Origin of the sequence: Lysinibacillus sp. RS11 (assembly GCF_042019215.1) — a bacterium.
GTDB classification, from domain to species: Bacteria; Bacillota; Bacilli; order Bacillales_A; family Planococcaceae; genus Lysinibacillus; species Lysinibacillus xylanilyticus_A.
On record NZ_CP168124.1, the window covers coordinates 2,680,600 to 2,695,372 of the forward strand.

The following is a 14,773-nucleotide window of genomic DNA, read 5'->3' on the forward strand; positions in this document are numbered from 1 at the left end:
AAAATACGGTAGTGTATGTTTTACGTTATATTACAATTATTTTCATTTTTTGTCAATTATTCATTCTGATTATTTTTATGAACTTTAATGTTGTTGTTAATCGTAACATTGATCGTTATCACCCTTGGTAAAATACATGCACATAGTAAAATTATTGACACAAGTTTTTTCATTATTCATCCTCTTTTCTTATTTCTTTGTGGGAAAAGCCAAGGTTATTTAGTTACCTTGGCCATGGTTCACAACAACTAGAATGTATTATCAAATAGATTTTCTGTTATGCCTAGTAAAATATCTTCCTCTGTAAATTCCATTAATTTCTCTTTCGTAATATTCTCCTGTTGAATGAGGCGGTTGGATTGAATGGTTACAAGCTTTTCAAATAAGTTTCGGATATAACGACCGTTTGAGAAATTTGGAATCGATTCAACTGGAATTTGATGTAATTGGTCCTTCATATGGTGTGCAAATGCTTCACCATATTGATAATCATTATTTTTACATAGCATCGCGAAAATATCATAAAGCTCATCCGTGCTAAAATTATCAAATTTGACAAAATGATTGAAGCGCGATTTGAACCCTGGATTGGCAAGCAAAAATTCCTCCATGAGCTCTGTATAACCAGCAACGATGATCACTAAATCATCACGTAAATCTTCCATCGCCTTTAATAGGCTATCAATCGCTTCTTTCCCAAATGCGTCTTGTTTATCATTGATTAGTGAATAGGCCTCATCTATAAAAAGCACGCCTCCTTTTGCTCTACTCACGACTTCCTGCACCTTTAATGCCGTCTGACCCACATACCCTGCCACTAAGCCCGCACGATCTGTTTCCACAAAATGCCCGCTTGAAAGCACGCCAAGATACTTATATAGTTGGCCTATTATACGCGCCACAGTTGTTTTCCCTGTGCCTGGATTCCCAGAGAACACAAGATGATATGTTATCGGGAAGCTTGTTAAACCATGGTCAACACGCAAGCTTTGAATTTTAATAAAGTTAATTAAATTATGTAATTCCTTCTTGGCATTAGGAAGTCCTACAAGCCCATCTAGCTGCTTCTGTAATTTTTCAATCTCTCGCTCAATTTCTGGTGTAATTCGTAAACGTTCACCATTGATAAATTCACCACTATAAATAATCTTTCCCTCTTCATTAAAATAATCTCCCCGACCATGCTTTTCACCATTTGCAAGTTCCCCGATATAACAAGCCTGTCCATTAGCATAATAAAGCGTACCATGTCCTGTCATAGCATCCTCTTTAAATTGACCCTCCGCTTCGAGCTCACCTAGTCTAGAATAGATTTTTCCTTTTCCATGTTTCATATCCTCAAAGAAATAGCCTTCATACTGAAGCGTTGTTACACCATTTGCAAGCTCCTCTGCACTTGGCGACTCTGGTGCATAGTAAAGCTTTCCTGCTCCTTGCATATGGTGCCAAATAAAATCACCTTCATATTGTAAAAAACCACTTGGATAGAATTGTTTTCCCTTGCCTTTTTTCATGCCATGGACAAAATCACCCTCAAATAGTGGCTGATTTAAATGTGGATGCAGTGTACGAAGCTCTTTAAATGGGGCAATAACATCTTCCTCAAAATACAAAATTCCGTAACCATCCATTAAATCATTACGAAAATGCCCCTCGTAATAGACCTTACCGTCCCTATATAAAATTCCATTCCCTTGTTTTTTATTTTGAATAAATTCGCCTTGATATATCATTTGTCCTTTTAAATACATGATCCCGTTACCTTGCTTCATGTGATTGGCGAATTCACCCTCGAATAATAATTCACCTTCCTGGTCAAATATCGTCCCCTTTCCATCATAAATGTCATGCCCAAAGTCGTTCTTCTTCACACTGCCACGATACATTAATGTACCATTTGGATAAAATATCTCTTTTTCTTCATATTTATGTGTCATTTGATTGCCATCCTTTATCAATTCAGTATATGCTCAATTATAGCGTGGAAAATAATGCATATGTGCGAATTTTTAGAATTTAAGGAGTTTAACATGAAAAAAAGATACAAAATATTAATTGCGATCCTATTACCTCTTATCATTTTATTTGTTTCAACAATGCTACTAACTCGCGATTCAACTTTTGATGAAGAGGTTATTGAACGACTTGATATCAAGCAAATTAAGGAAATTGAAGTAATTCGAGCTTCGGATGAAAAAACAATCACGATTACAGATGCGAATAAAATCAATCAAATTATGCAACAATTTGATACCCAGCCACTTCGCAAAGTATATTTTGCTAATGCGGATTATGATGAGGCTTATTGGTTAACGTTACATATTAACGATAATCGTGAAATTGGCTTACGTTTGGATGACGCAAAGCATCTATTTGTTTATTTATATGAGGAAAACTATATGAAAGATTATGAGCTTTTAGGGGATTTAAATACGACCTTTATTGAGGAACTTTTTTAAGAACTATAAATACCATACCAATGGTAAAAATCCGCTTCAAGCCTACGCGGATTTTTACCATTTACATAGGAAGCTTCTAGCATACTTATGGACTGTCCGAATGTTTATATATAGCGATAATTTTGCTGCATCGATTGAATCGTTTCAATGATCTCTTCTCTAAGCTCAATTGGCTCTAACACCTCTATGTTTGCTCCTTGGCTCAGCAGCCACATTTTAATGCCGCGTCCAAAAACTTCTGCTTCAAATAAACATTGTCCATCTTTCTTGGATACTATTTTTGCAGTTGGCAAGCGATCTAATACAGCCTGCGGAGATGCTCCTTTAAAGACAAATTTTATACGCATCAACTCGCCAGCATGCATAAACTGGATGCGTTTACGAAACTCTCCTTCTTGAAAACGCTCGGCATAAGGTATTTGAAACTTTTGATTGAGCTCAAGAAAATGTTGTATACGGTCGACTCTATAGACAATGGGCGAATCCTTTTCATGCTTATTATCATCATAAGCAATTAAATAAAAGTAGTATTCTGAGAAAATAACGGCGAGCGGTTTTAAAATCTTTTCTCTAGGAATTGTTTCACATTCACGCAAATAATCAATTTTAATGATTTTCTTTTTTTGAATGGCCTCAGAAATCCCCCAAATTAAATGTAATAAAGATTTTTTATGATTTAAATCTACGTACAAATGTTTTTCATTTAAAATAATATTGTGAATAAATTCCTGTTTATCGGCTGCAACAATCGAAATAAGTTTATCTATAATATCACTCATTTCTGATTTTAGAAGGGCTCTAGATTCAATCAAAATTTTGACAATCGCCAACACTTGCTCTTTTGATAAAATACTTTTCCCTGTATTCGTCAGCCTGTACACCTTTTCTACTCGCACATATTCTAAATGGCAATTTAATTTAGCTTTATCAATATAATCGCGAATTTCATTCAAGTCCCGTTGTATGGTTTTTTCCCCAACATTATGTGTAAATGCTTCTTGTTTTTTGTTAATTCCTTGACCATCCATCAGTCTGTCAAACATTGAAATGACGCGATAGCCTTTATTTTGTTGTGAATCTACCATATATCCCACTCTTTCTTCATAGTTACTTCCCCATTATACAAAATGAGTTGGACACTATTAGTCCTTTTAACTACGGAATTTCTATATTATAGGTATAATTGGTACTATACTAATTTATCAACAAAATATCATAAAACAGACTAAATATACTATATTTTTGTTATAATTAACTTTAATTTTACAATGTATTGCGCCTTTACACATAAAAAGGACTTCAATCTTATTGATTGAAGTCCTAACTAGATTATTCCTTTACTCTTACTAATGTGCTATCCAGTACAGATGAAGTAAAAAACTCTTGCTTCTTCCTCCATAGCTTAGGTAGCGATTTCTCGGAAGCGAACGAGCATTTCTGTATACTCCTCCCCCCTCCTCCAACCATATTGCAAAGCCTCACTATGATATTACGACTATCGTTTCTTGATTGTATAGAGTTTGTTTCTACAATTTCTTTGCCTGCCACAAAATCTGTTGTTGAGCATACAAAACTTCTATTTTTTATATTTTTGAACGGCTTGAACAGCTTCTTCAATGGAAGATGTAATGATTCCATTACGTTTAATCAAGCCTATAACAAATAAATTCCGATAAACAAATTGATTTTCCATTCCATCACGTACAAGTGCCTCAATTTTCATCATATTGTCTCGACCTTGTTGACGAACATCTGTAAATACGCCAACGATTGGTCGATTCAGCATCGCAAATGCACCTATCTCTGCTGCTACACCCGAATCAATCTCAACACCATCTAAAACAGCTACTAATACATCACTATTTTGTAGCATCTCTAAATCCGCGTGTGCAATCGCCAAACTATCTGCGTATGCGGTTTTATCATTGATCGCATCATTCTCCTGTGGTACATATAATTCAATACCCGGCACTGCCTCTCTAATTGCCGTAGCAAGTTGTTCGTTGACTAAACGATCTCCTAAAGAAAATAATCCATTTGCTAAGTATGCTTTCATGCTAAAACTCCTCCAATATTTTTTTCAAACACTATTTTATGTCGACCTTTATGATCAACAAATGTTGAAACAATGTCAAATCCATGTTTAAGATTTGTGATAAGCATTGCCTTTCGCTCATTTCTACCATATGTACGAACTTTTTTAAAGCCAAGAGTCTGTAGATGTTCATGCTGCTGTCTCATTAACTGACTTGCAATCCCTTTACCACGTTGCGTTTCATGGACACCACCTAACCAGCTATAAAAAACACCATCAGGATGAGTGTAACCTAATTTAAAGCCTATTACTTTCTCATTCTCTACAGCTAATAAACAAATTAGCCCTTCTTTACTTTCAAGTTTTTCTAGTGGTAGATTTGTTCCATCAAATACATGGGCATGAATTTCCTGCAACTGCTTCAACCAATCATATGGTACGCCTCCAATTGTAACGATATGCATTTGTCTCACCCCTATCTGTATAGTCGTTAATTATAGCAGAAAAGGTTTATTTACATTACTGATTCATTCTACCTCTTAAATAGTAGGTATTCTCAAGACACCTACCATAGTTGGCTGACAAATACTCTCACAGGGTATGGTTTTTATAGACAGTGATCATACTAGGTACCTTTTGATTTGCTGCTCAAACACTTTTTCATAGTATAGTTTGCGCGGATAGCGTTCTTCCTGTAACACCTTATAGAGGACGGATTGGCCTTCTTCGTAGCGAACAGCATCTTCGCATTCATCATAAAATCGCCGTGATAACTGTCTTATTGATAGGTTAGCTTTCTTTGCGCTAACTCTCCACCCAAATTGAATCATAGCATGCTGGTCTGTGGGATTCCGATAGGTATCAAAGACAATACATGTATCTGGTTGTAGCTTATTAGCAAATACTAAAACATGCCCAGTATGTACAGATTGATTAAAATAATGTTCGTATATTTCATTAATAGGTACACAAATATCAAGGGCATCCATAATTTCCTGGAAATTCTCTTGAGGGGTGTAATCATCACTCTGTTCATCAGGATAATCAACAAGTTCTGTAATTGATGCCATAATCCAAAATTCATACTTCACATTCAGTCACTCCTCATATTTAAAATATCAGGTGTGTTGATTAACCATTTTTATTCACCCTAATTAATTTAAATGCTCTGATTTCTGCTACGGGCTACAATCAGTTAAAAACGAGAATATATTAGCAAAATATTAACAAAAAATATTTTTATTGCTCAATAATAAACCTGTTTTTTCCTAATCAACATACCTATTAAAATATAACAATTCTACAAGTGTCTTAATCTTTGCTTCTCTAAAAACTATGAGAGAAACTGCTAGGATCATATACATTATGGAGTTGCTCACTCAATTGTTAATTATTTCTAAACTAGAGTGCAGCTGTAAAAATAAAAGCACGTCCATCCGCATTTAAAATCTGTAGCCCGTGATTCGTTTCAACCAATGGTGTATCCCAATGAACATGTCCACAGCAGACCAAAAGCTCAGCAGAGTTCTGTAGTTCTTTCCAAATATGTGGATTTCCAGGTAGACCTTGTGAGCTAATCTTCGGACTTTCATGAAGTAGCAGGATGTCAGTAACTTGCCTTAAAATGTGTCGAAGTCTTGCTAAATAATCGTCTTCTTCCATTCGATTTGGTTTATCTACTCTACCAATAATTCCTCCGAGTCCTGCTACTGCAAGATTAGCGTACATCATCTTCCCTCCATCCGAAAAGTAATGAATACCTGTGGTAGAACCCAATTCAGCTTGTTCCTCATTTGTTAATAGATCGTGATTTCCAACTACACCCGTTACAAATCCAAAATAATTTCTAAAAGCACTCCATACAGGCAAAGGATTTCCACTAGCCCCCCTTTTGGTTAGGTCCGTATACAAGTCTCCACATAAACACACCATCACCTTAGCTGGGTCCAAATCTGACATATGGATTTGGAACAAAAGGGAAAGCACTTCCGCAAGTTCCTCACCTAGTAACTTTGGTGCTTGTTCTACCTGCTCTTGCTTATAATCCACGATGCCTTGTAAATCAGATGCAATAATCAGGGCATCTAGCTCCTCTGGCAATCCAAGTATCTCTCCCCAATAAATAGGAAGCAATTCAGAAGAAATCCCTGTTCCCTTTGATGTTGCGGTAACGTATGGTATTTTCTCTAAAGGCTCCCTAGCAATATCAACAATTTTCAATGCTCTTTTTGTATGTTTTTTCATTTAAATACCTCACCCTTAAAGTTCCCCTTACAAATAAGTGCCAAAGTAATATTTCATCTTTTCTTGCGAATAACCGTCTATACCTCTCCAGGTTGCCATTGACATAAAATCGGTACCCCGTCCACGCTCCTTACGGTAATCATCCTTAGATTCTAGTAAATCGATATACCCCCAAATCTCCAGCACTACGTCACGTTCATGCTGATTCGACGGTAAAATATCCTTCCAACGTTTCTCAAGCTGTCGAGCTGCATCTTTATCTCCACAAGATTCAATAGCCTCAATCATCCGTTTCAATATGTCCACATCTTCCTCACTAACTGTAAACGTCTGTTCTTTGCTAAGACATTCAAGATCCAACAGACAATAAACCAACCAGTTTAAACGAACGCCTCCCCACTTTACACGCTCGAAATTCAGTACATTCAAATCTTCGTCAATATAAGTTTCATCTGACATCAATTTGTGGTCATTGCAATACCCACAGGCACTGTAAGATGGCTGTTCTGCTAACCATTCATAGTATGTATGTTCAGGCAATTTATGCGTGAGGGCCCAACTTGACAGAGCACTGCGTAAATGCACTTTACGAGTAGATAAACTATGTAAAAATGCTTGCACTACAATTTCCTTCGTAATGACCTCTTGATGAAGTTGCCGAAGTCTTTTTACGCATTCACCATGTGTCAGCGTTAGTGGATCAAACATTAGTCCATGATTTTTGGCATACTGGAAATCTTCATCTGTAAACGTATATCCACCTCGCCTCCAACCGCCTGATTGCCAAAATGTATTAAACAGAATTTTCTTTGCTTTGCGATCCATTCATATCCCTCTTTTCATTGGTTCAAAACTCAAAAAGCGCTCTATTATCTTTCATTTGCTCATTTTTACAACTTCAACACTGAAGCTCTTTAGCCTTTTTCAAATAACCATACGCTTCTTTCAGCGGTAACTGCAGCATGTCAGCAATTTCTTTGATAGACATTCCACGCTTGCTCATTATCAGCACTTGCTTAGTCAATTCAACTTCCATGCCTCGGGCCGCTTGAAAAGCAGGGTTCAATAGAGACTCCCATAAATCTTTGTCGGCATATTCGTCTGCTGTTACAATCTCTTCAATTATTCGTTCAAGCTCCATACACGTTATTTTCCATGTCGATTGATTATCATTTTTCTGAGCAATTAGCTGTAGAAACCGCTGTAGAGCTACTTGAAGCTTTAAAACTGAACCAGCCAAATAACTGCCTGCATGCCAGTCACCCATACCATGCATGAGAACAGCTACTGGTTGCCCAGGTTCTGCCGTCTCTATAATCATTGGATCGCCTGTCAGTTTCATATGCCCAATCACAAGCCAATCAGCCTGCCATGCCCCCTCCTCTTCATGAATAAGAGAGTTCCCTTCAAGATCAATGCTATATCCTACCTGCTCACGTTCTATATATTCTGGATCAAACATTTCAACATCGATCCACGCCACAAGTTGCTTACTCACAATCTTCAATAGTTTTAACTGCTCAAAAAGCTCAACATCCAATCTCATATTCACAAATCACCTACATTTAATCAATTTAATAGCATTAATCTCTCGCCCCATTTATGCCTATACTAATCTTTCTCCTTTTGAACACTAAATGCGATTATTTAACAGATTGACTTTCTCCGTTAGCTCCTCTGCTAGTCTTCTCCAAGGACATTTCCAAGAGCTGCAATCATCGGCTCCGGTCCGTATCCCAGTTATAGCCGTTAACAACTGCGTGTAGTCGTACCGGAGAATAAAGTTTTCTGATCATATTACTCATCTTATCGAGAGATTCTTCATATAAAATATCATCTACTTTGCGTTGTTCTTCCGAATCTAATGTGGATAGCCCCTTTTGTATTCAGCAATAAATCAGCAATGACATCATTTATTCTTGCTGCGCTCCAAGCTGTCGCCAAAATACCTTTAGGGGAATTCAACTCCACTCCATACTCAAGTAGTAGCTTAATTACCCCTACTTGCTTGAACTTGACCGCTTTCTTTAGGACCGTATCTCCTAACTTATCTACCGCCTCTAACTCTACGTTTCTCTCAAGGAAGTTTAATTCCTTCAAGCGGCATTCGATTCGTGACAAAAAGCATTATAGGCGTTCTTCCCCTTGCATCCCGTTCATTCGGATCAAGCTGATTCACGCCTGCACGAACAATTTCAATATCTTTAGATTGACTAATTTCTAACCAGTCCATTTGTCTCCCCTTACCTGTCAATCACTGATGAAAAAATCTCCCGCACCAATTAAATCTACTAGCGGGAGACAACTCTCTTCATATTTATCCGATTGTTTCTACAACGTTTCCTTCCTGATCTTTAATGTAGGTTTTCATTATTTGGAACGAAAGCCCCGTTATAGTAGATAATTCGAATTCTTTTTCCTGCGGTAGCAAGCTTTGGCCAAGTTCCATGGCTGCCTTTTCATTCAACGAAATGATAATATCCTGATCCTCTACACGGAACTCGGATTTTTCCCCTGGTTTAAATACAACTCGAATTTCCCGACCAACGAGAGTGAGGTTTTTTCCTTTTAAAATTCGGCCGCGCAGTAGTTTGCCGATGATTCCCGCCTGCTTTGCCCCTAGCATGACTTTATCAGAATGTTTGCTGAACCATCCCTTTTTCCCCTGTTCCCATGCCAGTTGGTCCACGAATAAAAAGCCGGTGTTCGAACCTTCTTCTTCCATTCCTTTTTCTACCGCTTCCGCAATTGATGAAATCTGTAAAAGAGATGCCCGGTCTAAATCAGTAACGTAGCTTGGAATATACGCTAGACCTGCATTTAGCACACCTAATGTATTCCATGTTTGCATCGCTTCAAGCTCATCCCCTGTAATACCTACCATTTGAATAAACTCCACTTGTCCATTTGGTGTATCAATAGCAGGCAACTCAGGATCAAACGTAAAAGCAAGAGCCGTTAAAAGCGTATCTTCACCTAAGCAGATTGGACCGTTTGCATCCAAATAATCACCAGATTTAAAAACATTGCCACTATTAAAAACATATCTTCCCATGTTTTGTAGCAAATTCAACGCCCAAGCTGGTGGTTCCTCCTCATCCTTATTACGGACAAGTCGAAATGTTAGCTCAAACCCATATCCACTGTAATCTGCATCCTCTGATTCTTTTTCATATAACTCAGAAAACCCATATGTTACAAAATGCCAGTGTGGAACTGGTGTCTCACTTTTATAGGCACTAATTCCTTGCAGTGGATCGTCGCCTCCTAATGAATATGGAAGAATGGTGCCATAATGCTTTGGCTCTTGTTCCCCGTAAATTTTTAATAACTCCTCATCAATTGCATCCCAGCCAGTTGCCTTTACCTCTTCGCTCATCCATAACGCCTCCTATGTATTTTTTAAATTTTTTGTTTTAAGGTAATTTACGAATTCGTTTTTTTGATCTTTCAGGCTGCCAAGCTACTAAAATTCCTATTTCGCCTAATGCCATATTAACAGCCGTCAGATGCTCGTCCTTCACTTCCCATATCCAGCGATCTTTGCCGAGTAGACGAAGTACTCCTCGCTCTTTGTCATCATTGATCCAATCGAGCAATGTTTGATGAACTACTTTGATTTGCAAATGCTTCCCATTTAACACATTGTATGGATACACCATTCTCAGCATACTTGTCGTATATCGCCCAAGACCTGCATACATTCCAGGCGCTTCTTTTTGAAAAGCAAAGCCATTCTCAAACGGGAACATAGATGTGCAATTTTCTCCCGCTGCATAATGCAATGCAGCTGTGATTTTTTCAGCTGTATATACAATGCCATATGAAACATGAAATTGCTCTGCTACATTCTTAAGCCAATCAGTTATTTTCCCGTAAACCTCTTTAATGTTCCCGTCACAATGTGCTCCTATATGCGGAAAATTACCATATTCGCCAGTCTGATAGGTAAAAGCGGCATCCCAGGGTAATCCACCTCGTAAATCACTGTAAATCCAGTAAGAAGTAACCTTTCCATTTATAATTCGCTCTTCTAGTTCCTCTATAGCCACCTCAAAAAGATCATGATCCCCATCACTTAAATACTCGTAATAACTAGCTCCTGTAATCGACATTCCAATGGCAGCAAAAAAAGATTTTCCAATGTAAAAAGCGGCCAATGGACTACTATCACTAGTGTCGTAAAGCGCAACACCTGTACACAAATGTATTACCTCCTTTATAAAAATGATAAATGCTTAACTACGGAGGATTTCTCGTTATGTATATCTCACATACCATTAATTAAAGCATGGTCCCCCCCTAGAATTCTACTAATTAAACATTGATTTACACATAAAAGAGAATATTACCCATCCCATTACCGCAATATTATAACGGAATAGGTTTATTTTCATACAATCGTTAGCGGACATCTGGTAAATAAGTGCGATTCAAGGTTATAACCACTTAAAGGAAAAATGTTAACTTAGCGATATGAGGTAAAATACTAGTGAGATTATAAAGGGGTAAGCCCCGGTAGATGTTAGCATTTTGCTAATCTCTCCGAGGCTTTTTTGAAAGCGAGGTAAAAAATAAGGGTAATGATATAAGCCTTATCCATATAACATGGCTGGTGCACGAACACCTTGTAAATAGTCTGCAAGCTTCCCAGCGTATACTTTTTCTAAATAGGGTAATTGTGCGATACAATGCGGTGTCATTAATGCTGGGTTTTGATAAATTTTCAAACCACCCACCTTTAAAAGCATCGCCACAAATTGTGAGCAAAAATAGGCACGCTCTCTTCGAACCTCTCTTTGCATGACAACTCCAAAGAGTCCAATAAAATTATATTTATAGCGATCACGATTCAAATACATATAAGTTACGAATTTCATCATTTCTAAGAATTGATACTGTGAAACTCTGCAACGATAAATGACACAATCTGCGGTCTCAAACAATCCTCTTTCTGCATCTTCTCGCAAAAAACCACCGCTTAGAGGATTATTTAGCTGCTTACGTCCAAAGCTATACATATCGAAAAGCTCCTCATCGAACGCAATAGATGCATGATTCATCTCTTTCCCAGTATACATTCCAATAGCTTTTGATAATAATGTTCCTGTTTTTGTTAATACTATGTAAATGGTGTATGCCATTTCTTCACCTACTTTAATATTCTTTACTACTACCAATACGGATTGAATCTTCAAATAGTTTCGTTAATTTCCTTTTTTTATAAGTATATAATTCAAATCTTAATTTTTTCCTCTATAGAAACTTAAAAATTTCTTAATTTTTTTGTATTTTTAATAGGCTAACTATGATTAAATCAATCAATGTTTGCGTGCTTTTTATTTTTCTACTACCTTTATTTATATGTTTTGAATCTTAATCTTATGTGGTGCACAGATGGGGTGTGAATAATTTTTTACTGGGGGAGTCGGGTATAAAATATATCCTCTCATGGATGTACCTTAATCAGGTAGCTACGATAAATATTTATAAATTAAAGAAAGTCACTCATTATTTTTTCAAATGAGTGACCTTTTCATATTAGCAATTTTTCAACTTGTGTTTTCCATGCTGGATTTTCAAATCTTAATTCTTCATCATTTTCTGGGTGTTGCTACAATTATTTTGATATATTTTCATCGCTTCTTTTAAAAATATTTGCTCTTTTTCTGTAAAAGGATTCGGAAATTTGTATGATTCTGTGGATGGTAGTTTTTCTTCAATCAAATCTAACTTTCCCTTCAAGGTTTCATTCATAAGTACTAAAAGTGTTCCAACAGTTTCTTGGGATTCTTTAGAAGAAGGTATAGCTTCATTGAGCGTTAAATGTTTAATTTCAAATAAAACCTTTGTCCATTTTTTATCTAAATCGATTTCTTCGGATTTATTTATATTAAATAATTCATCAGTTATATCTTCTGAAAAGTGTTCTTTAAACCATATTTCAGTATTTTCAGCAAATATTAATTTTTGTAGCATCGCACAAAATATGTCGATATTGATAACTTCCTCATCTTTTACTGTTTCAATAAGATGATTTAAATCAGATAATGTATTCATAATTTCAAGTTTTTTTGCTTCAAATAACTGTTTTTGATCGATTAAAGATTTTAAGATTACTTCCCCTTTAACAGTATTTTTTTGAAGCATGTCTTTAATTTCTTTTAGCGACAAACCGAGAAACTGTAATGACTTAATGTTTTGTAGAATAGTTAAATCCTCATTTGAATAAAGTCTATGTCCACCCTCTGTATAATCACTTGGCTTAAGTAGGTCTATACTGTCATAATATCGAAGTGTCCTAATACTAACACCAGACTTTTGCACAAGTTCACCTATTGTAAATATACCTTTTCCCAACAAATTATTCTCTCCTCTATTCACTTAATGATTGACTTTAAAGTAACGGATAACGGGATAAGAAAACTTTTTTCCATTGAAAGTATAAATTGCCGCAATTACGATTAATATTGTTTCAAGTATAATAAGGACAAAAGAAAGAGTAGAAGCTGCACTCCATTTTTCGGAGATAAAAGTTAAAAACAAAAATACTGGGAAGAAAGTAAAATGAAGATTCATCCCTTCTTTTGCATGATCAGCAAAATATTTATTCTTATTCCTTGTTACTAAGTATACCAATATAGGTAAAACAAAAGTTAGTACTAGCGAGAACAGATGCATTAAACTTGCCAATCCTCGGTTTAATAAACGCTCTTTTTTCATAGTGCTGTTCCTCCAATATCATTATTTGATTGTTTACCTTTTAAAGTAAGTAACCAAATTCATCATAAAAGGTGACGTTACTGGAGATTCAAGGACAAATGATAATTTTTTTCAGATGTGTTGATTAACCATTTTTATACATTCGAAGAGGCTGATTTCCGTTATGGGCTACTCGCTTTCCTGCGAGAGTCGAGTAGCCCTACACTACAATCAGTTGAAGTGGTAATATATTGGCAAAGTGGTAACAAAAAAATCTTTTCATCGCTCAATAATAAACCTATTTTCCCCTAATCAACACGCCTGAATTTTTTTATTAAACTCTCAAATAACAGAATTAGCGTTTGAGTTTTAGTGATTTGTATCTATCTTTCGGTGATTCATTTTTATAAACTCACATGTGCTTATTAACCATTCATTAGATTACGCTGATTTTCGCAGCGGGTGAGCGTTGAAACGCTTCCTCCGCTTTGTCTTATTGCTGTCGCCAGACTGGTGGTAAAAAATCCTGATGTTTCATTTGGACTTCAATCATCCAATTGTATAATTTTAGTTATTCAACCTAACTAGATGAAAATAAAAAGACCAGATACGGAACTGCCCCCGTTGCTAGACAAATCTAACAAAGGGGGCAGTTTAGCATCTTGGTCTTAGTCATTACTACCGATTATAAGTCAAAAGCCTTCATCTTTTCTAATTCTCTCTGTCTTTTACTAGCTAAAATTTTTCTGCCACTCATCCAATATCCTACTAAAAATAGTTCACCGACAATCCCAAATAAAATGAACTGTATCATAGACCATTCAAATATCCCGTAAAACTGTACACTTATTAGCGTTGCTATGTATATAATTGGTAACAAGCCTCCCCAATACATATTATTTCTAGTAGATAAAAAATGTTGCACTGCAAAAACAATTAAAATTAAAAGTAGTCTATACCAATCGCTCACTATTTTTGTACCTCCATTTTATATTTTTCAATTATTAATTTAGCGTCCTCTAAGCTAATTCGATCATCAATTGACAGCCTCTTTATAAAACTTATGAATTCTTCATTTTCAGAACTCTCATTCACATTAATTTTATTTATCAGCTTATCTAACCGAATTCTTACAGTCGGATAGGAAACGTTATAATATTTCGCTATCTCTTTTAATGAACCTGAATTTATTACAAAATTTTTAATAAACTCCACATCTTCCTTTTCTAAAGATAAAAGCCAACTTGGGATTTCATTATTATTCAAACTACCCCTCCTTCATATTATTTAACTTTACTTTATCATTATCTTTAACTTTATTCAACTTTTATTT

General features: G+C 36.0%; 17 protein-coding genes. 1 reads left to right on the forward strand and 16 read right to left on the reverse strand.

The genetic code is table 11. The features are described from left to right. Nucleotides 1-248: 248 nt before the first annotated feature. Nucleotides 249-1,937: an AAA family ATPase gene (locus tag AB9L17_RS13700; RefSeq protein ID WP_068984512.1), complete on the reverse strand. Its 1,689-nt coding sequence runs from the start codon at nt 1,935-1,937 to the stop codon at nt 249-251. 93 nt (nt 1,938-2,030) lie between these two features. Between AB9L17_RS13700 and AB9L17_RS13705 the strand changes: the two genes are divergently transcribed. Then, complete coding sequence (locus tag AB9L17_RS13705; RefSeq protein ID WP_068984513.1) at nt 2,031-2,459, forward strand: hypothetical protein; 429 nt, start codon at nt 2,031-2,033, stop codon at nt 2,457-2,459. Nucleotides 2,460-2,563: 104 nt separating this feature from the next. Here AB9L17_RS13705 and AB9L17_RS13710 read toward each other — a convergent pair whose 3' ends face one another. The 15 genes from AB9L17_RS13710 to AB9L17_RS13780 all read right to left on the reverse strand — a co-directional run bounded on the left by AB9L17_RS13710 (nt 2,564) and on the right by AB9L17_RS13780 (nt 14,706). Next, a complete protein-coding gene (locus AB9L17_RS13710; RefSeq protein ID WP_068984514.1) occupies nt 2,564-3,544 on the reverse strand; it encodes a helix-turn-helix transcriptional regulator in 981 nt (326 codons plus the stop codon). A gap of 491 nt (nt 3,545-4,035) precedes the next feature. Beyond that, complete coding sequence (locus AB9L17_RS13715) at nt 4,036-4,515, reverse strand: nucleoside 2-deoxyribosyltransferase (RefSeq protein ID WP_068984515.1); 480 nt, start codon at nt 4,513-4,515, stop codon at nt 4,036-4,038. Next, complete coding sequence (locus AB9L17_RS13720) at nt 4,512-4,958, reverse strand: GNAT family N-acetyltransferase (RefSeq protein WP_223555561.1); 447 nt, start codon at nt 4,956-4,958, stop codon at nt 4,512-4,514. The genes AB9L17_RS13715 and AB9L17_RS13720 overlap by 4 nt, the downstream gene beginning before the upstream one ends. Nucleotides 4,959-5,114: 156 nt before the next feature. Further along, nucleotides 5,115-5,585 carry a hypothetical protein gene (locus AB9L17_RS13725; protein WP_068984517.1) on the reverse strand — a complete coding sequence of 157 codons (471 nt, stop codon included), beginning with the start codon at nt 5,583-5,585 and terminating at the stop codon, nt 5,115-5,117. A 310-nt stretch (nt 5,586-5,895) separates the two neighbouring features. Beyond that, on the reverse strand, nt 5,896-6,738 hold the full coding sequence (locus AB9L17_RS13730) for a metallophosphoesterase family protein (protein WP_375199258.1): 843 nt from the start codon (nt 6,736-6,738) through the stop codon (nt 5,896-5,898). A 27-nt stretch (nt 6,739-6,765) separates the two neighbouring features. Continuing rightward, a complete protein-coding gene (locus AB9L17_RS13735) occupies nt 6,766-7,563 on the reverse strand; it encodes a hypothetical protein (RefSeq protein ID WP_375199259.1) in 798 nt (265 codons plus the stop codon). Nucleotides 7,564-7,636: 73 nt separating this feature from the next. Continuing rightward, nucleotides 7,637-8,284 (reverse strand): hypothetical protein, encoded by a 648-nt coding sequence (locus AB9L17_RS13740; RefSeq protein WP_068984521.1) that lies wholly within the window; start codon nt 8,282-8,284, stop codon nt 7,637-7,639. Between the two features lie 531 nt (nt 8,285-8,815). Further along, a complete protein-coding gene (locus AB9L17_RS13745) occupies nt 8,816-8,971 on the reverse strand; it encodes a hypothetical protein (protein ID WP_375199260.1) in 156 nt (51 codons plus the stop codon). An 84-nt stretch (nt 8,972-9,055) separates the two neighbouring features. Continuing rightward, nucleotides 9,056-10,117 carry a suppressor of fused domain protein gene (locus tag AB9L17_RS13750; protein ID WP_375199261.1) on the reverse strand — a complete coding sequence of 354 codons (1,062 nt, stop codon included), beginning with the start codon at nt 10,115-10,117 and terminating at the stop codon, nt 9,056-9,058. A 37-nt stretch (nt 10,118-10,154) separates the two neighbouring features. Further along, on the reverse strand, nt 10,155-10,943 hold the full coding sequence (locus AB9L17_RS13755) for a hypothetical protein (RefSeq protein WP_375199262.1): 789 nt from the start codon (nt 10,941-10,943) through the stop codon (nt 10,155-10,157). A 390-nt stretch (nt 10,944-11,333) separates the two neighbouring features. Continuing rightward, complete coding sequence (locus AB9L17_RS13760; RefSeq protein ID WP_375199263.1) at nt 11,334-11,936, reverse strand: hypothetical protein; 603 nt, start codon at nt 11,934-11,936, stop codon at nt 11,334-11,336. Between the two features lie 388 nt (nt 11,937-12,324). Then, on the reverse strand, nt 12,325-13,098 hold the full coding sequence (locus AB9L17_RS13765) for a MerR family transcriptional regulator (protein ID WP_375199264.1): 774 nt from the start codon (nt 13,096-13,098) through the stop codon (nt 12,325-12,327). 24 nt (nt 13,099-13,122) lie between these two features. Then, a complete protein-coding gene (locus tag AB9L17_RS13770) occupies nt 13,123-13,461 on the reverse strand; it encodes a DUF4870 domain-containing protein (protein ID WP_068984525.1) in 339 nt (112 codons plus the stop codon). A 664-nt stretch (nt 13,462-14,125) separates the two neighbouring features. Then, entirely contained in the window at nt 14,126-14,410 is a 285-nt protein-coding gene (locus tag AB9L17_RS13775) for a hypothetical protein (protein WP_068984526.1), read from the reverse strand. Continuing rightward, nucleotides 14,410-14,706: a DUF2089 family protein gene (locus tag AB9L17_RS13780; RefSeq protein WP_068984527.1), complete on the reverse strand. Its 297-nt coding sequence runs from the start codon at nt 14,704-14,706 to the stop codon at nt 14,410-14,412. The genes AB9L17_RS13775 and AB9L17_RS13780 overlap by 1 nt, the downstream gene beginning before the upstream one ends. Nucleotides 14,707-14,773: the final 67 nt, after the last annotated feature.